Source organism: Bacillus sp. FSL L8-0099 (assembly GCF_038006385.1).
GTDB classification, from domain to species: Bacteria; Bacillota; Bacilli; order Bacillales; family Bacillaceae_G; genus Bacillus_A; species Bacillus_A toyonensis.
Genome location: NZ_JBBOVC010000001.1, coordinates 159,065 through 176,714, shown reverse-complemented (window position 1 = coordinate 176,714; position 17,650 = coordinate 159,065). Strand labels below are relative to the sequence as shown.

16 protein-coding genes, 1 pseudogene and 1 riboswitch are annotated in these 17,650 nt (G+C 36.5%); of the genes and pseudogenes, 5 read left to right on the top strand and 12 right to left on the bottom strand.

Going from position 1 to position 17,650, the window contains the following annotated elements; all coding sequences use genetic code 11:
* Window positions 1–59 precede the first annotated feature (59 nt).
* From MHH42_RS01030 to MHH42_RS01020, 3 genes are all read right to left on the bottom strand, one after another.
* On the bottom strand, window positions 60–593 hold the full coding sequence (locus MHH42_RS01030; RefSeq protein WP_340892710.1) for an MFS transporter: 534 nt from the start codon (window positions 591–593) through the stop codon (window positions 60–62).
* A complete protein-coding gene (locus MHH42_RS01025; RefSeq protein WP_016107371.1) occupies window positions 590–2,026 on the bottom strand; it encodes an FAD-binding oxidoreductase in 1,437 nt (478 codons plus the stop codon). Before MHH42_RS01025 ends, MHH42_RS01030 begins: the two co-directional genes overlap by 4 nt.
* A gap of 111 nt (window positions 2,027–2,137) precedes the next feature.
* Window positions 2,138–2,902 carry a DUF6612 family protein gene (locus tag MHH42_RS01020; RefSeq protein ID WP_000720091.1) on the bottom strand — a complete coding sequence of 255 codons (765 nt, stop codon included), beginning with the start codon at window positions 2,900–2,902 and terminating at the stop codon, window positions 2,138–2,140.
* A 145-nt stretch (window positions 2,903–3,047) separates the two neighbouring features.
* Between MHH42_RS01020 and MHH42_RS01015 the strand changes: the two genes are divergently transcribed.
* From MHH42_RS01015 to MHH42_RS01000, 4 genes are all read left to right on the top strand, one after another.
* On the top strand, window positions 3,048–3,956 hold the full coding sequence (locus MHH42_RS01015) for an NAD(P)-dependent alcohol dehydrogenase (RefSeq protein ID WP_340892709.1): 909 nt from the start codon (window positions 3,048–3,050) through the stop codon (window positions 3,954–3,956).
* Window positions 3,957–4,036: 80 nt separating this feature from the next.
* Window positions 4,037–4,151: riboswitch (SAM riboswitch) on the top strand.
* An 84-nt stretch (window positions 4,152–4,235) separates the two neighbouring features.
* On the top strand, window positions 4,236–5,048 hold the full coding sequence (locus MHH42_RS01010) for a MetQ/NlpA family ABC transporter substrate-binding protein (RefSeq protein ID WP_000756964.1): 813 nt from the start codon (window positions 4,236–4,238) through the stop codon (window positions 5,046–5,048).
* A 12-nt stretch (window positions 5,049–5,060) separates the two neighbouring features.
* Window positions 5,061–6,101 (top strand): methionine ABC transporter ATP-binding protein, encoded by a 1,041-nt coding sequence (locus MHH42_RS01005; protein WP_016107367.1) that lies wholly within the window; start codon window positions 5,061–5,063, stop codon window positions 6,099–6,101.
* A complete protein-coding gene (locus MHH42_RS01000) occupies window positions 6,076–6,744 on the top strand; it encodes a methionine ABC transporter permease (protein WP_070174034.1) in 669 nt (222 codons plus the stop codon). Before MHH42_RS01005 ends, MHH42_RS01000 begins: the two co-directional genes overlap by 26 nt.
* Window positions 6,745–6,780: 36 nt before the next feature.
* Here MHH42_RS01000 and MHH42_RS00995 read toward each other — a convergent pair whose 3' ends face one another.
* Window positions 6,781–7,557 carry an SDR family oxidoreductase gene (locus MHH42_RS00995; protein WP_002105638.1) on the bottom strand — a complete coding sequence of 259 codons (777 nt, stop codon included), beginning with the start codon at window positions 7,555–7,557 and terminating at the stop codon, window positions 6,781–6,783.
* A 387-nt stretch (window positions 7,558–7,944) separates the two neighbouring features.
* Between MHH42_RS00995 and MHH42_RS00990 the strand changes: the two genes are divergently transcribed.
* Window positions 7,945–8,451, top strand: a complete 507-nt coding sequence (locus tag MHH42_RS00990) for a DoxX family membrane protein (RefSeq protein WP_000236354.1) — start codon at window positions 7,945–7,947, stop codon at window positions 8,449–8,451.
* 71 nt (window positions 8,452–8,522) lie between these two features.
* Here the strand turns inward: MHH42_RS00990 and MHH42_RS00985 are convergent, their stop codons facing one another.
* The 8 genes and pseudogenes from MHH42_RS00985 to cdaA form a co-directional block, all read right to left on the bottom strand.
* Window positions 8,523–9,089, bottom strand: a complete 567-nt coding sequence (locus MHH42_RS00985; RefSeq protein ID WP_000138392.1) for a DUF4256 domain-containing protein — start codon at window positions 9,087–9,089, stop codon at window positions 8,523–8,525.
* Between the two features lie 136 nt (window positions 9,090–9,225).
* Window positions 9,226–11,184: pseudogene (locus tag MHH42_RS00980) on the bottom strand (prolyl oligopeptidase family serine peptidase).
* A gap of 26 nt (window positions 11,185–11,210) precedes the next feature.
* Window positions 11,211–11,384 carry a hypothetical protein gene (locus MHH42_RS00975; RefSeq protein ID WP_002037801.1) on the bottom strand — a complete coding sequence of 58 codons (174 nt, stop codon included), beginning with the start codon at window positions 11,382–11,384 and terminating at the stop codon, window positions 11,211–11,213.
* A gap of 184 nt (window positions 11,385–11,568) precedes the next feature.
* Window positions 11,569–13,371 carry a glutamine--fructose-6-phosphate transaminase (isomerizing) gene (gene glmS, locus MHH42_RS00970; protein ID WP_000334150.1) on the bottom strand — a complete coding sequence of 601 codons (1,803 nt, stop codon included), beginning with the start codon at window positions 13,369–13,371 and terminating at the stop codon, window positions 11,569–11,571.
* A gap of 12 nt (window positions 13,372–13,383) precedes the next feature.
* The gene (locus tag MHH42_RS00965; protein WP_033659100.1) at window positions 13,384–13,569 is read right to left on the bottom strand and encodes a hypothetical protein; all 186 of its coding nucleotides are present in this window, start codon (window positions 13,567–13,569) and stop codon (window positions 13,384–13,386) included.
* 290 nt (window positions 13,570–13,859) lie between these two features.
* Window positions 13,860–15,203, bottom strand: a complete 1,344-nt coding sequence (gene glmM, locus MHH42_RS00960; protein WP_000521472.1) for a phosphoglucosamine mutase — start codon at window positions 15,201–15,203, stop codon at window positions 13,860–13,862.
* The gene (locus MHH42_RS00955) at window positions 15,196–16,665 is read right to left on the bottom strand and encodes a CdaR family protein (protein ID WP_000359586.1); all 1,470 of its coding nucleotides are present in this window, start codon (window positions 16,663–16,665) and stop codon (window positions 15,196–15,198) included. Before MHH42_RS00955 ends, glmM begins: the two co-directional genes overlap by 8 nt.
* Window positions 16,658–17,479, bottom strand: coding sequence for a diadenylate cyclase CdaA (cdaA, locus tag MHH42_RS00950; RefSeq protein WP_001115710.1), 822 nt, complete (start codon window positions 17,477–17,479; stop codon window positions 16,658–16,660). The genes MHH42_RS00955 and cdaA overlap by 8 nt, the downstream gene beginning before the upstream one ends.
* Window positions 17,480–17,650 lie beyond the last annotated feature (171 nt).

Genomic DNA, 17,650 nt, shown 5'->3' with positions numbered 1-17,650 from the left:
TCTTTTGTCTTCCCTTTTAGTATAACAAACAAAGGGTATTTAGGTAAAAATAGGAATGGTTATATTTTTTTACTACTTAATACAACTCCACTTACTACATATAAGATAGATGCAATATAAAAAATCGTACCAATCGTAAAGAAATCTACTAAATACCCCGTTATAATAATCGCTACTGCGCCTCCAATTGATGTCCACACATGGTATTTTCCAATCTCATAACCAGCCTTTTCCTGCACAACCTTTCGTGCTAACGACGTTTTCTCAGTATTACGCTGCACAGCACCTAAAACTCCCATTACAACTTGAAGAATATACACATGCCAGACTTCCGTTGCAATTGGAAAACAAAGCATTAATATCGCCATGGACCAAGCGTATATTATTAATAATTTTTGATCACCTACTCTATCAGACGCCTTCCCTACTAACGGATATACAAGTGCTGAAGTTAATGCAAATAAGCCATAAGCCCACCCAAACTGTGAGAAGCTATTTCCAACATTCCGAAGCAATAGAATGTAAAAAGGAAATACCATACTTCCTGCCATCATAATGATGCTTTGTGAGGCTACAAATCTTCTATATGTCATTTCGTATACTCCCTATAAAATAAATTCACAAATCTCTCTTCCCGATCCACTTCCTTCTTCTTCTGAAGAAATTCTTCTATACGAGGATATGCTTTCTTTAGCTGTTCTTTCGTTGGATAAGAATAATACGGTAAATAATAACTACCGTTATGTTTTAAAGTAACATCAATCATCTTCCGAATGACATCCTCTGTTTTCTTCACCTCACTCTCGGAGCGTCCTTGGTTAATTAAAAGCACCAGTGCAAACATATCATCTTTTGCATAGGATAAAACTGCATTTTCATTCTTTTCTACATAACGGATTGTAATGTTAATAAGGTTTAATTCCTCTTCACTCAAAACATTTCGCAAATCATCTATATATACTGCAAAACCGTCTATCGGTACGAAATACTCCTGTAAAACTTCGGTCAAGTTTGGGTTATCATACTCCATAAAGGCACTATCCGATCTCATTACATTATTTCGCGTTTCGTACCTACCATTTGTACGTTCAAAATAACTTCTTTGTATATCCCAAAACGTATTCTTTCCCCAGTCGCTATAACGCGATAACCCAAGCAAAAATTTCGGTGCAGCTATAATATTTTCTTCTTTTAATTCACTGTACTCTTTTCTCATATTTTGATTTTGTGCCAATGTATAATTCGTCACATACATCTCTTTTAAAAATGAGTTTGGAGCAACAGAAATACGAGCTAAATGCATACGTATATTCTCTTCCCTTCGCACTTTATTCTTAAAATATGAAGAGTATTCTTTATAATCTAATACCCTCGTATGCGTTTCATACAATTCATCGTTTGTTAACTTTAGCGTCACGTCTAAAATCACGCCAAACAATCCGTATCCCCCAATTACATACGGAAACAAATCAGCATTCTCTTCTCTACTTACATTACGCACCTTACCATCTGCCATTAACAATCTAAACGACTCTACCGTATCAATCAATGCTTCATGACGAATATCACGCCCATGTACATTCACACTTAATGAACCACCAACAGTAAAAATATTTTGAGATTGCATCACTTGAACCGCAAGACCATACGGATTAATTTTCTTCTGAATGTCATTCCATGTGACACCGCTTTGCACCCTAATCCTCTTCTTCTCCGCATCGAATTCTAATATTTCATTATACCCTTTCATATCAAGCATCGTACCGTTCGGATAATACGTCTGCCCGCCTTGGCTATGCTGCATACCTGCAATAGAAATCTTCTCTCCAGAAACATTTGCATCTTGCACGACCTGTTTTAATGAACTTTCATCCTCAGCATGTTCAACACGTTTAATTTTCGTTGGAAGTAACTTTCCTACATCGCTCATAATGGGATGAATTAGTTGCTCTTTATATGTATTTACAGATGTTGCAAGCAACACTGTATAAGCTACAATGACCACCGTCATCTTTCTTTTTTTCAAATGACACTCTCCTCTTCTACATCTTTTCCTCTTCATATTGTACCTATTTTCCTATGAAGAAAGTATACAAAAAAGAGGGTCCTTATTTTAGGTCCCCCCTCATCAAAACTGTTACTTTGCTGCTGGCAATTTTATTGGGTCAAACTTTTCGTACGACGTATATTTTGCGTTCGTAATAATGTGTGCTTTATCCTTGCCATTACTACTCATAATCATGTCTATCTTTGCTGATTCATATTTAAAATCTTTTGTAATGATATATTCTGCATCCACTTCTTCTATCTTCGCATTTTGTGCTTGTAACATTTTCTTCTGCGTTTCATCCATGCTAGTTAACATACTTTCTGTTTCTTGCCCTTTTAATGTAAATTTCAGTTTATATTTATCTCCGCTTTTCTCCATCTTCATTTTATCTAAAACTACTTCCGGTACTTCTAACTTATCTATAATATCTTGAGTCGCTTTCATTCCACCAGCATTTAATTGCTCCTCTGGTACGGTTATAACTTCTCCTGTATTAGGGTTTTTTACCTCACCAGCAACTTTACCATCCACAGTATACACTACAACATCTGTACCGGAAATATTCATTTCAGAACGAGAATTCTTTGTCTTTGGCTCTAATTGCATCTTAGCCTTTAATATGTCCATCTCTGTTCCCTCAGCTTTTACCCCTACACCATATGTCATCGTTACATGCTCTTCATTTTTAAAAGCTTCGTTCGTTTTCTTGAAAACATCCTTCGCTGCTAATTCCTTTTCTTTTTGAACTGATTCTTTTTTCGGCTCATCCGTCTTTGCTGTTTTCTCATTACTACACCCTACCCCTAGACTGATTGCAAGTACTAAACTTGAAACAAAAATAATTTTTTTCATAATGTCGCCCCCTTTCCCAAAATAATATCACCTCTTTTCCTATGAAATCTATATAATTTTTAATCTATATTCTCTATATAGCGACATGTTTAATGAAGATCTTAAATATGATGTAAATAATAACAACTCATTTCAGGAGGTTATTATGAAGGCGATTATTTGTACACAATATGGACCACCGAACGTTCTCCAGCTTCAAAATGTAGAAAAACCTAAACCTAAAAAGAACGAAGTATTAGTTAAAATTCGCGCAACAAGTGTATCGACTGGAGATTGTAGAATACGTGGCTTTAATAGTCCCCTCTTATTTTGGGTTCCTATGCGGATCATATTAGGTTTTAGAAAACCGAGAAAACCTATACTCGGCGTAGAGTTATCCGGTGAAATCGAAGAAATTGGAACAGATGTAACTCAATTTAAAAAAGGAGACCCAGTTTTTGCATTAACAGAACTAAACCTTGGTGGTTATGCCGAATACACATGCGTGCATGAAAGTGGATTAATAGCATTAAAACCTACCAATGTGACATATGAAGAAGCTGCCGTTATTCCTTTTGGCGGAACTTCAGCATTGCATTTTCTGAGGAAGGGCCGTATAAAAAAAGAGCAACAAGTGCTCATATACGGCGCCTCTGGATCAGTAGGAACAGCTGCTGTACAACTTGCTAAATATTTCGGCGCGACCGTTACAGCTGTTTGTAGTAATTCAAATTTTGAACTAGTGCAATCTTTAGGGGCTGATAAAGTAATTGATTATACGAAAGAAGATTTTACTAAGCAGGGCGAGCACTACGATATTATATTTGATGCAGTTGGAAAGTATAAAAAGTCTCTTTGTACAGACGCATTAATGCCTAATGGAAAATATGTATCTGTTAACGGAATGATGGCAAAGGTCAGTAAAGAAGATATGAAACTACTAAAACAACTAGTTGAAACAGAAAAGCTAAAACCTGTTATTGATAGAACTTACCGATTAGAAGAAGTTGCAGAAGCCCATACGTATGTAGAAATGGGCCATAAGAAAGGAAACGTTTCGATTACCTTAAAATAAAATATATTCAGAAAATAAAGTTGACAATTCCTTTTGTTAGATTTACTATTAGTACCATATTTAAAAACTACATATACATACTCTTATCAAGAGTGGCGGAGGGACTGGCCCGATGATGCCCGGCAACCGAGCTTATAACGTATAAGCTAAGGTGCTAATTCCTGCAAAACGAGTTTTCGTTTTGGAAGATAAGAGAGGAACCTATTTCGTCTATTCGGCACCTCTCTTATTTTGAGAGGTGCTTTTTATTTTGGAACGTATATTAAGGGGGAATTATAGATGAAGAAAGTATTATTGAGCATTGTAAGCGGAGCAGTACTATTATTAGGCGCATGTGGCGCAAATTCAGATAAAGATGTAAAAATATTAGACGAGAAAAAGATTACTGTCGGTGTAACAGGTGGACCACATGAACAAATTTTTGAGAAGGTTAAAGAAGTTGCGGCAAAAGACGGTCTCGACATTGATATAAAAATATTTAATGATTACGTAGCACCAAACGTTTCGTTAGATGAAAAAAGTCTTGATGTAAATAGCTATCAAACGAAATCATATTTAGATGTATTTAAAGCCGAACGCAATATGAAATTAACTGAAGTATTTTCAACAGTAACATTCCCAATGGGCGTATATTCTAAAAGCTTAAAAGATGTAAAAGAATTAAAAGAGGGCGATGCAATCGCTGTACCAAATGACCCAACGAATGAACTTCGAGCTTTAAAATTATTTGAAAAAGCAGGGGTTTTAAAAGTTGATCCAAAGGCTACAGAAAAAGCGACTGCAAAGGATGTAATTGAAAACCCGAAAAATTTAAAGATTGTTGAATTAGAAGCTTCTCAATTACCAACGCAATTAAGTGAAGTGAAAGCAGCTGCAATTAACACAAACTTTGCATTAGGTGCAAAACTAAATCCAGCGAAAGATTCCATTTTCCGCGAAGGAAAAGATTCACCATACGTGAACTGGGTCGTTGTTCGTACTGAAAATAAAGATGATGCTGTTGTAAGTAAATTAAAGAAAGCTTATCAATCTAAAGAAGTAAAAGAATTTATCGAGAAAAAATTTGATGGTTCAGTTTTACCATCTTGGTAGGAGCTGACGATAATGATTGAATTAAAAAACGTCTCCAAAGTATTTACAACAAAAAAAGGGACTGTTGAGGCTCTTAAGTCTACTTCCCTTAAAGTAGAAAAAGGCGAGGTATTTGGAATCATTGGGTATAGCGGCGCTGGTAAAAGCACATTAATTCGCTGTGTAAATTTATTAGAAAAACCAACGACAGGAAACATCATCGTAAACAACCAAGACTTAACCACTTTATCAACAAAAGAACTAGCAAAAGCGAGGCAAAAAATCGGAATGATTTTTCAAGGATTCAATTTACTTAAAACTGTTACCGTTTATGAAAATATCGCATTGCCGTTACGCCTTGCTGGCATTCCAAAAGAGGAAATTGAAAAAAGAGTAGAAAAATATTTATGCATCGTGGATCTTTTTAACCGTAAAGATGCTTATCCAAGCGAGCTTTCTGGCGGCCAGAAACAACGTGTTGCCATCGCTCGTGCACTATCACATGAACCAGAGGTTTTATTAAGTGATGAAGCAACGAGCGCATTAGATCCAGAAACAACTGATTCTATTCTTGATTTATTACTAAAAATTAATGAAGAAATTGGAATTACGATTTTACTCATTACACATGAAATGAATGTCATCCAGCGTATTTGTGACCAGGTTGCCGTTATGGAGCATGGATCTGTAGTCGAAAGCGGGACTGTGAAAGACATTTTTACAAATCCACAACATGTAACAACGAAGAAGTTTGTAAATAGCGCATTTGCAGCTAAAATTCCAGAAGAAGTACAAAAAGAACTACAAACTACTGGTGAAATTGTAACACTTTCTTTTATAGGAAGTTCTTCGGGAGAACCAGCACTAGCTATCGCTACAAAACGTTACCAAGTATATCCAAATATTTTATCCGGTAATATTACGCAGTTAAAACATGAGGCATATGGGAAACTTGTCGTTCATATGCAAGGTGAAAAAAATGAAGTAAACCTTGCTTTAGCATTCTTACAAGAGAAAGGTATCATCGTAGAGGGAGGGAAAACAGACTATGGAAAACAAGCCCTTTTTGGATGAATGGGGTAAAGTCATATGGGAAGCAACAATTCAAACATTTCAAATGACATCTATTTCATTACTTATCTCTATCCTTATCGCATTACCACTCGGAGTTACACTTGTTTTGACGAGACCCGGTGGACAGCGAGAAAATAAACTTATCTATCCTATTCTTAATACAGTTATTAATGTCATTCGCTCTCTTCCATTTATCATTCTATTATTCTTCATTTTACCTTTTACGAAGTTTCTAATGGGAACATCCATTGGCGTGCAAGGTGTTATCGTACCACTTGTCGTCTTCACAGCTCCTTATATTGCACGCTTAATGGAGACAGCTTTACTAGAAGTGGATCGTGGTGTTATTGAAGCTTACCAAGCAATGGGAGTCTCTACTATAAAAATCATTTGGCACGTCATGGTTAAAGAAGCACGCCCATCTCTTGTGCTCGGATTAACGATCGCAACAATCGGCTTAATTGGCGCAACAGCGATGGCTGGTCTTGTAGGCGCTGGCGGGCTAGGGGACTTGGCATATCGCTTCGGACATTTACGCTATGAACCTGAAGTAATGTATGCAACCGTCTTTATTTTAATTATCCTCGTTCAAGGATTACAATCTTTAGGGAATGGTGTTGCACGAAGATTGAAGAAAGATTAGAAAGAAGGCATCTCACCGGAAGGAGATGCCTTCTTTTTACCTTTTAAATCCACCTTCCGAATGAATCACTTGTCCCGTAATCCACTCTGCTTCTTCACTTACTAAAAACTTTATGAGTCTAGCTGCATCCTTTGGCTCACCAATTCTGCCCAAAGGAAACATCGGCTTTAATCCTTGCTTTATCTCTTCAGTCATCCATCCTGTACTAGTTGGACCTGGGTTAATTGCATTCACTGTTATTCCTAAATGGGCTACTTCTGCTGACAACGTACTAGTAAGAGCATCAATAGCTCCTTTCGTTGTTGCATACGCCAGTTCTCCTGCCATAGGCCCTTGAAATTGCCCCGAAGTCATATTCACAATTCTACCACCAAATTTCTTATCAAATCCTCGGGCAAATTGACTACTTAACAATGTAGTCGCACGAACATTTACCATGTAATGCTTATCCAGCTCTTCAGCAGACAAATTAGAGAAATCATTATTCGTAGAATATGCTGCATTATTAATTAATATATGAGGGTAGCCTAGTTGTTCAGTAACCCTATTTATAAGCTCTTTCGGTGCATCATTTTGAGTTAAATCTAACTCCATGCTCGATACTTTAACACCTTTTTGTATTAGCTCTTCTTTTAATTGTATTTGTTCATTTTGCTCAACGCCCCAAGGCATCTCTTTATCGTAAGCTGTCCAATACGTAAAAAATATATCGTATCCAGCCTCTGCTAACTCTGTGCAAATAGCTGCTCCTATACCGTCTAGACGACTTACACCTGTAACAACTGCTACTTTATTTTTTAATTGATTCATCATATACTCCTCCAATTTTAAAGGACGCATATTTTATATGAGAGATATAAATTTCCCCACAAAAAAGATAGATACATAATAGGCCTATCCTTACCGAAGGAATGACTACGCCAAATATGCAGTCCTTGAATGATTTACAGATAGCTAAATAAACCCTCACTTATGAGAGAAAAATAATCTATCCAATTGCTAATCATTACAAGTTCATCCACATATCTAGTCTTTGCCTCCTTTTGATATATCTCTATTATTAGTCTATCAAAAAAGATGAAATGTTACAAAAAATAAAACAATTACTCACAACATATATTCGTTCACATTTCCTCCATTGTGAATTTATTCACAATGGATATATAATAAACATGTAAATACAATATTGGAGGGATTTCAATGGTTATCAATTTTTTAAGAACTGATAAACGTGCTACTTTCATATTATTACTTTTACGTCTTTACATAGGATATTCTTGGATTACTGCTGGAATAGGGAAAGTTTTAGGACAATCTTTTGATGCCAGCGGTTTCCTCAAAGGCGCCATCGCCCAAGCATCAGGCGATCACCCCGCAGTACAAGGCTGGTGGGCGGATTTCCTTCAAAACTTTGTTCTTCCGCACGCAGACTTATTTAGCTTTTTCGTACAATGGGGAGAAATCTTAGTAGGTTTAGGTTTAATTTTAGGTGGATTAACAAAAACTGCTGCATTCTTTGGAATCATAATGAATCTTTCATTCTTATTAAGTGGAACTGTTAGTGTAAACCCAAACATGCTTGTTTTAACTATGTTCATTTTAATTGCGGGTCATAATGCTGGACGTATTGGATTAGACGGTTATGTTTTCCCTAAACTTTTCCGGAAAAACAACCACGAAACATATAAATTAAGTAAAACTGCGTAGTAACAGTTTACTTTTAAAATATAAGTAAGAAAAGAGCCTAAGTATAGGCTCTTTTCTTACTTACTCCAAATTTAAACTCTTAACGAACCGCGAAACCCTCTAGCAGCATAATAGGAATCTGCTCCATTGTGGTACACAAAAACGTGTCCAAAGCGATAATCGCAAAATAGAGCGCCACCGAGTTCGCGAATATCTGAAGGCGTTTGTACCCAGCTTGATGATTTCATATCGAAATCCCCAATTTGTTGCAAATCTCGATATTGTTCTTCAGTTAATAATTCAATGCCCATAGCAGTTGCCACATCAATGACATTATTTTCTGGTTTATGTTTTTTTCTTGACTCTAACGCTTCAAGATCATAACAAAGACTTCTGCGGCCTTTAGGACTCTCCTTTGAACAATCATAGAAAGTATACTCGTCCTTCTCTTTATCATAACCAACAACATCCGGCTCACCGCCAGTTACTTCCATTTCATTAAGTGACCATAATTTCTCAGCATTAACATCCAGCTTCGCTTCAACTTTAGCCCATTCAAGACCTTCATGACGATTCATATTCTTCTCAAAACGAGCTTTCAATACTTTGAATAATTCTTCACGCTGTTCTACTGGTAACACATTTTTATTTTCTGTCATATTAGTCCTCCGAATTACATTTCCTTATAATCATAATGATTTGCATGCAGTTTACAACAAATTATATAATTTGTTGTATCTCTTTTTCAACAATATGACCCGATTGTACAACGAAAAATCCCTGTACGAATATCCATTATATAGTACGAAAGCCCTCCATACTTTCTCCAAGAATATAATGTGAAAACCACATCAAGTTCTGCTTCATAATAGCTACTCTCATTCCTGGCTAATCAGAACTATATGCCATTCCTTTAAATATAATTAATTCTGTATCAACTTCCATATCTCTTAATCCTTCATATAGCTCATATGCATTTGTAGTTGGAATTCTTGCATCCTTTTCCCCATGTTGAATTAAGGTAGGCGTACAAGCTGATTTAATATATGTCATTGGTGATGTCTTCGTATAGATCTCCGGATCATTCCATGGAGTATTTCCTAAATACATTCTAATAAAGTAAGGGATATCTGTATTTACATAATGGGTACTCCAGTTCGTAATTCCGCCCCCAACTGAAATAGCTTTAAATCTACTACTAAATGTAGAACAGAAAGCTGATATATATCCTCCGTTACTCCATCCCATAACTCCTACTGTATCTTTATCTACAATCCCTTGATCAACTAGTTTATCCACCCCTGATATAACATCATCATAGTCAGCGATTCCCTGTTTTCTGTAGTTTGCTTTTAAGAATTCATTACCATAACCTGAACTTCCTCTGTAGTTTGGCTCTAAAACGATAAAGCCTTTTTCGATAAACTGTTCAATCGGATATTTCTCATTGAAGCAGTCTGAAAATATCGGAAAGGATGCCCAAGCCGGACCACCATGAATTACTACTAATAAAGGATATTTTTTATTTGAGTCAAACTCTGCTGGGGTCGATAACACACCCTCAATTTCAAGGCCATCACTACTTTTCCATGAGATGATTTCCCTATTACTTTTAAGCTTGTCTTCGAAAAAGCTATTTTCATCCGTTATTCTTTTATCATCCAAATAGATTTCAAAGGTTTCATTTGTTATAGCCTTATTATAGGTTATATGATTTCCATCCTTTGTTATAGAGGCATCCATTATAAAGCCATCTACCTTGTCGCTTAATGCTTCCACAGTGCCATCTTCAGCTAGTAATCCAATACGATAATTCGTTTTATCCTGCCATCTAATTAAAATTCCTTTAGCTGTCCACTGTAATGGCGTAACCGTACTATCAAAATTTGTTAGAGGCTGAATTACCTCTCCAGTATTCATATCATATATCTCTAATGTATTATCTTGTATATGATTTCTATAGTAATCCTTCTCTCTTATGCTTGCTGAGTAACATATTTTATCGCCCTCAGGAGAAAAGCAGATGCTCGCTCCTAACAACGTATCTATATTCATCTTTTGTAGTTCCCCAGCTTCAACATCTAATATATATATATCACCATTCATATAATCGTTTAGGCTTGGTGTAGCCATACATACAACCTTTTTCCCATCATTTGAAATATCAAAGTTATGTATATAAAAATCCTTACCGTCCGTTAGTTGATAAACACCGCTAACCTTCCGTTCCTGTTTATCATTTTGTTTCACTTTTTCTATTTCAATGTAGTATAAACAATTATTCTGATGTTCCTTACCTACATGATGGAAATCTCCATATCGTTCCTTACGTTTCTTTATCTCCTCACATTCTTTTGACTGTGCAATATAATAAAAACCTTTACCAGTAGGCTCCCATTTGAAATTACTGACTCCTTCTTTCTCATCAGTAATTTGAACCTCACTATAGCCGTCTAGTGACTTAAAAAAGATCTGATTTTTCCCATCTCCAACAGGGCTAAGATATGCGATACCCTTAGAATCTGGAGACCATAATGGATGTGTACTATCTATATCTCCAATTGTTAATGGGTAACTCTTCCCCTTTTCCTTTTCATATATCCATACATGATTTCTATATGTATTGTCTTTCCAGTTAGCTGTCTTTTTAACAAACGCTACATTTTTGCCATCATCACTTATATTTGTACTTGATAAGGCCGGTAATGAAATAATCTCTTCTATACTTAAATATGTTTTTTCTTTCACTTTCATTAATAAACACCCCTCGTCATGTCTAGTCAATTAATGCATCTATACTCCCAAGATTCCCGTTCAATTGGATCAGCTAGGTGTTTCATTCCAAGCTCTTCAGCAATAACAATCGTCTTTTCTTGTAGTAATAAAGAAAACTGTTCATGAATACTTAAAATATTACTAGAAAATTCAGATAAACAAAAGTGATTTCGTTCCAAATCCGATAAAGTGAACCTTTAATCAGTAGGGCTTCTGTCCATTCCCACTGCTAGTTCCTCGCTCCTCTTTAATCCACTTATCGATTTTAAATGTTCTCTTTCTTTTGGACACAAAAACACCCCTTTAGATAAAAATATCCAAAGGGGTGAGGCTTCACAAATTTATTTCAAATCTACCAACCTTCTACTCAACCGTAACAGATTTAGCTAAGTTACGTGGCTTATCAACGTCACACTCGCGGTGAAGTGCTGCGTAGTATGAGATAAGTTGTAATGGAATAACTGCTACTAGCGGTGCTAGTGCTTCGTGTACAGCTGGTAATACGAAGCTGTCTCCTTCCATTTCTAAGCCTTTCATTGAGATGATACATGGGTTAGCTCCGCGTGCTACTACTTCTTTCACGTTACCGCGAATTCCAAGGTTTACGTGCTCTTGTGTAGCAAGTGCGATAACTGGTGTACCATTTTCGATTAAAGCGATTGTACCGTGTTTTAATTCTCCTCCAGCAAATCCTTCTGCTTGGATGTAAGAGATTTCTTTTAGTTTTAACGCACCTTCTAATCCTACGTAGAAGTCTACGCTACGTCCGATGAAGAAACAGTTACGCGTTGTTGCTAAAAATTGTTTTGCTAATGCATCCATTTCTTCTTTTTGATCACAAAGTTCTATCATTGCATTTGCTACAATTCCTAGTTCGTGTGTTAAGTCGAAATCAAGAACTTCACCTTTCGCTTTAGCAATGTCAGCCGCTAAGATTGAAAGTACTGCAAGCTGTGCTGTGTAAGCTTTCGTTGATGCAACCGCAATTTCTGGTCCAGCGTATAGTGGAAGTGTATAGTCAGCTTCACGAGAAAGCGTAGAACCAGGTACGTTTGTAATTGTTAATGCTTTATGACCCATTTCATTTGTTTGCACAAGTACTGCACGGCTATCAGCTGTTTCACCACTTTGTGAAATGTAAATGAAGAATGGTCTTTCTGTTAATAATGGCATGTTGTAAGAGAATTCACTTGCTACGTGTACTTCAACTGGTGTTTTTGCAAACTTCTCGATAAATTGTTTTCCAACAAGACCTGCATGATAACTCGTTCCACATGCAATGATGTAAATACGATCGCTATCTAAAATCGCGTTGCGGATATCTTGATCTAATTCAATTTCGCCATTTTCATCTTGATACTTTTGAATAATATTACGGATTACAAGTGGTTGCTCATCAATTTCTTTAAGCATGAAATGAGGGTATGTTCCCTTTTCAATGTCACTTGCATCTAATTCCGCTGTAAACGGTGCACGTTCAATCGTTTCACCTTGTAAGTTTTTAATTGTAATGCTTTCTTTTGTTACGATTACGATTTCTTTATCCATTAACTCAATAAATTGATCTGTAACTTGTAACATCGCCATAGCGTCGCTCGCCACAACATTAAAGTTGTCACCAACACCTACTAATAGCGGGCTTTTGTTTTTAGCAACATAAATCATGTTTGGATTTTCAGCATCAAGTAATCCGATTGCATAAGAGCCATGTAAAAGAGATAGCGTATTACGGAACGCTTCTTCTACACTTAATCCTGTGCTCACTTGTTGTTCCATAAGCTGTACGATAATTTCTGTATCTGTTTCACTTACGAACGTTACATCTTGTAAATATTCCTTTTTCACTAATTCATAGTTTTCAATTACACCGTTATGAACTAGTGTAAAGCGCTTTGATGTACTTTGATGCGGATGCGCGTTTACCTTACTTGGAACACCGTGTGTAGCCCAGCGTGTATGTCCGATACCTACGCTTGCTGCTACGTTCTCATCTACGATTTCGCGAAGTTTTGCAATACGGCCTTTTTCTTTGTACACAACAACACCGTTCTCTGCTTGTACTGCAATACCTGCTGAATCATATCCACGATATTCTAGTTTTTCTAAACCTTTTAATAAAATTTCCTTTGCATCTTGTTCTCCAATAAATCCTACGATTCCACACATGTTTAGTCGCCGTTACAAATGCTTACACTGCTCTGCGAACATGTAACGACATAGTCCGATACCATTTTTATTTATACTAAAAAACGGATTACATATTGCTAGCCCTGTAAGCTTGTAACGGCTTTCACCTTCCTCTCGATTGGGTTTAAGTCCGTATATACTTATACAGCTAGTTTTCATCCGTTCCTTTTCTCTCATCACACTTTCACCTTTGTCCATTAAGTCACCTTAATGATTTAAGTAAAAGCTTGCGGTTATGATGAACAACCGGGAGTCATCCGCCGAAATCTCGATAAAACTCCACCTCGTCAACTACACTACTTGTAGTTCTGGCGCTTTTATAATTTACAACATTTACTTTGAGAAAAAGAACAAGACAATCTTATAACAAACATTATAAACCGTCAATGAAATTTTTTTCATCGTCTTTAAAACATATGAAAAAGGAGCACTTCTTGTGCTCCTTTTAAAATAAATTCAACAAATTATTAAGCGCCAACTTCAGCTTTAACAACTTCTACAATACGATGTACATATGCATTACAAACTTCTTGTGTCGGTGCTTCTGCCATTACACGAATAAGCGGTTCTGTTCCAGATGGACGCACAAGAATGCGGCCATCACCGTTCATTTCTTCTTCTACAACACGAATAATTTCTTTAATTTTTTCATTTTCTAATGCTAATTTTTTATCTGTTACACGAACATTTACTAGTAATTGTGGGAATTTCGTCATTTCTCCTGCAAGCTCAGATAATGGCTTTTTCGTCATTTTCATGATGTTTACAAGTTGAAGTGCACTTAACATTCCATCACCAGTTGTAATGTAATCAAGTAAGATAATGTGACCTGATTGTTCTCCGCCTAAGTTGTAACCACCGCGTTTCATTTCTTCCATTACGTAGCGATCACCAACTGCAGTTTTGTCACTTGTAATATTGTTTGCTTCAAGTGCTTTGTAGAAACCTAAGTTACTCATAACAGTTGAAACAACTGTATTGTGCTTTAGTTGGCCAGTTTCTTTCATGTACTTCGCACAAATAAACATAATTTGATCGCCATCAACGATGTTTCCTTTTTCATCTACAGCGATTAAACGGTCACCATCACCATCAAAAGCAAGACCGATATCAGCACCTTTTTCTTTCACTAATTCTGCTAGGCCTTCAGGATGCGTAGAACCTACTCCAGCATTAATATTCATACCATTCGGTGAAGTTCCCATTGTTGAAATATCAGCTTCTAAATCCGCAAATAAGTACGGCGCTAAAGAAGACGTTGCACCATGTGCACAATCTAAAGCGATATGTAAACCAGAGAAATCTTCTTCTACAGTTTGTTTAATGTATTGTAAATATTTTTGTCCACCTTCAAAGTAATCGCTCACTTGTCCAAGGTTAGTACCTGTTGGACGTGGCAATTCATCAACTTCTTTGTCTAATAAAGCTTCGATTTCTGCTTCTTGCTCATCTGTTAATTTAAAACCGTCTGAACCGAAGAATTTAATTCCGTTATCTTGTACCGGATTATGAGATGCAGAAATCATCACACCCGCTTGTGCGCCTAACGCCTTTGTTAAATAAGCAACACCCGGTGTAGAAATAACACCAAGGCGCATTACTTCTGCTCCAGTTGATAATAGACCTGCTACTAAAGCTCCTTCTAACATATGACCAGATACACGTGTATCACGACCGATAATTACTTTTGGACGATCTGTATCTTTTGTTAATACATAACCACCAAAACGTCCAATTTTGAAAGCTAATTCAGGTGTTAATTCCTCATTCGCAACTCCACGTACTCCATCTGTACCAAAATATTTACCCATTATGATTCGCTCCTTTTTCTTGCTCTTTTTGATTATCTACCGTTGGTTCTTGACTAAGTTCTTTATCTTTATCTTTGTCTTTTTCTTTGTCCTGGTCTTTTTCTGGATTAGTTTCAGGATCTTTTGGTTTTTCAGTTTGATTATCTTGATTATTATTTGAATCTGGTTGTTCACCATTACCCTGTACTTCTTGATCTGGCTTTTCTTTCTTCACAATAGTAACTTTAGCACTTTTTTGTTTTGGCTCTATTGAAATATTACCAGGACCGCTCACTTGAATCGAAACATCCTTCGTCCCTGGCGATACATTTTGCAAATTAATTACCGCTGTTATTTGAGCAGCTGTTATTTTATCTACTATACTTGCTTCTCCTGAAATATCAACGCTTATCTTTCCATCCTGTGGCGAAAGTAGCTGAGCAGTGACATCTTTAGAAACTCCATTTTTTTGAATCGAGACACCTTCAATTGTTCTAGTTTTTGTTTGTTTTACTTTTTGTACCCCTACGGAAACCTTCACTTGATTTGGTTTAGAACTCGTTACACCCTTTGGCAATAAAACAGAGGTATCGAATGTTGTAGACTCAGTCAATTGACTAAGATCTACTTCGACCCCCTCTATCGATTGTATATTATCCAAAATATCTTTTGGACCCGCTATCGTTACTTCTCTCGGTTCAACGCTAATATTTGTAACGGCCAATCCTTCTGGTAAACTCCCCTTTTTCGTATACGTTACAGGAACAGTTTTTTCCGTATTATTGGCCGTAGCTTGCGTCGCCACATTCAACGTTACACTAATTTTAGATGGACTTGTTCTTACATTTAAACGTTTTCCTTCTTTATTGTATAATGTAACTTCAGCTGTTTTTGTAACAGTTTTATTAACACCTTTTAAATCAATATACGCCTTAGCAGATGAAATACTTTCGATTTCTTCTTTCGTCCCAACTACCTCAACAGTATCAGGTTTAATGTTTGATTTTTCGAGAGTAGCACCAGCTGGCATCTGATCCTCATTTGATAATTTTAAGTCTACATGAACATATTTTCTCGCTTTTTCATGAAGAGTAACTTTAATTGTTGATGGCTGAACTGTTCCCTTCACATCATCTGGAAGCCCGTTCGTTTTCAAAGAAACTTCATAAGTCCCTTTTGGACTATCTCGCAAATCAACCGTTATATCAAATTGTTTTTTTGCTTTTGCTGTAGCAACTGCTGCTTTTGGGCCTTCTAACTTCACCTTAACGCCCTCTGCCGGAATACCACTTACAATATATTTATCTTCATCATACTTAAGGTTAATAGCATGATTAGTTAATGTTTCTTTCGTATCATTTGCGAAAGGTAATATACCCGATGTCGTATTCTTTTCAGTTAAAGTTGCGGACATAAAAAGCATACACGCCAATAGTAATGAGATTCCTTTTAAAAACCAATGATTCTCCATTAACTTATCCATGACGCTTTCTCCTCCAATTCCATAAAGACGAAGAAGTCGTTTTTTCGTTCCCACTAAATTCTGCTAATAACATATCCTTCAGTTGTTCCGTCTTCAAATCACGATGCAACTTACCATTTTTCGTTAAAGAAATTTGGCCTGTTTCTTCAGATACAACTACTGTAATACTATCAGTGACTTCACTAACTCCCATTGCAGCACGATGCCTTGTTCCTAACTCCTTAGAAATAAAGGGACTTTCTGATAATGGAAGATAACAAGCCGCTGCTTTAATTGTACTTCCTTGCATAATTACGGCTCCGTCGTGAAGAGGCGTATTTGGAATGAAAATATTAATGAGTAACTCCGATGATACATTTGCATTTAACGGAATACCCGTTTCCACATAATCACCCATTCCGGTCTCTTTTGACAACGTAATTAATGCACCAATTCTACGTTTTCCCATATATTCCGTTGCTTTTGCTATCGATGTTGCAACAATTTCAGGTTCATCATCCTCCTGAGTTCCAACACGCGAAAATAAACTTCCGCGTCCTAGCTGCTCAAGTGCTCTTCGCAATTCTGGCTGGAAGATAATAATAACGGCTAAAAATCCCCACGTTAATACTTGTTCCGTTAGCCAATAAAGCGTATGCAATTCAAGGAAAATACTAATCATCCGAACGACAATAATAACTGTAATCCCCTTTAAAAGTTGAACAGCTTTTGTCCCTCGGATTATAAGAATTAGCTTATATATAATAAACCATACAACGGCAATATCTAATACCGTACTAAGATATTTCAAAATGGTCGTATCTTCAAAAGGCATGCTAACCCTTCCTCCTACTTACGAGCAATTCTATCCATATATTGAAATATTGTTTTATGCTCTATCTGTATGTATTTCCAACAACTAGTTAATTATACCATACATGAAACAAACGACAATTACAAACAACCCCCTTTAGATCAAATTGGTAAGATGTCAAACAATCTTATC

What these genes read in the sequence shown, in the direction of transcription:
- MHH42_RS01030 (WP_340892710.1), bottom strand. Translation starts at nt 593, where the DNA reads ATGACATATAGAAGATTTGTAGCCTCACAAAGCATCATTATGATGGCA.
- MHH42_RS01020 (WP_000720091.1), bottom strand. Translation starts at nt 2,902, where the DNA reads ATGAAAAAAATTATTTTTGTTTCAAGTTTAGTACTTGCAATCAGTCTA.
- MHH42_RS01015 (WP_340892709.1), top strand. Translation starts at nt 3,048, where the DNA reads ATGAAGGCGATTATTTGTACACAATATGGACCACCGAACGTTCTCCAG.
- MHH42_RS01010 (WP_000756964.1), top strand. Translation starts at nt 4,236, where the DNA reads ATGAAGAAAGTATTATTGAGCATTGTAAGCGGAGCAGTACTATTATTA.
- MHH42_RS01005 (WP_016107367.1), top strand. Translation starts at nt 5,061, where the DNA reads ATGATTGAATTAAAAAACGTCTCCAAAGTATTTACAACAAAAAAAGGG.
- MHH42_RS01000 (WP_070174034.1), top strand. Translation starts at nt 6,076, where the DNA reads ATGGAAAACAAGCCCTTTTTGGATGAATGGGGTAAAGTCATATGGGAA.
- MHH42_RS00995 (WP_002105638.1), bottom strand. Translation starts at nt 7,557, where the DNA reads ATGATGAATCAATTAAAAAATAAAGTAGCAGTTGTTACAGGTGTAAGT.
- MHH42_RS00990 (WP_000236354.1), top strand. Translation starts at nt 7,945, where the DNA reads ATGGTTATCAATTTTTTAAGAACTGATAAACGTGCTACTTTCATATTA.
- MHH42_RS00985 (WP_000138392.1), bottom strand. Translation starts at nt 9,089, where the DNA reads ATGACAGAAAATAAAAATGTGTTACCAGTAGAACAGCGTGAAGAATTA.
- glmS (WP_000334150.1), bottom strand. Translation starts at nt 13,371, where the DNA reads ATGTGTGGAATCGTAGGATTTATTGGAGAACAAGATGCAAAGGAAATT.
- MHH42_RS00965 (WP_033659100.1), bottom strand. Translation starts at nt 13,569, where the DNA reads ATGAGAGAAAAGGAACGGATGAAAACTAGCTGTATAAGTATATACGGA.
- glmM (WP_000521472.1), bottom strand. Translation starts at nt 15,203, where the DNA reads ATGGGTAAATATTTTGGTACAGATGGAGTACGTGGAGTTGCGAATGAG.
- MHH42_RS00955 (WP_000359586.1), bottom strand. Translation starts at nt 16,665, where the DNA reads ATGGATAAGTTAATGGAGAATCATTGGTTTTTAAAAGGAATCTCATTA.
- cdaA (WP_001115710.1), bottom strand. Translation starts at nt 17,479, where the DNA reads ATGCCTTTTGAAGATACGACCATTTTGAAATATCTTAGTACGGTATTA.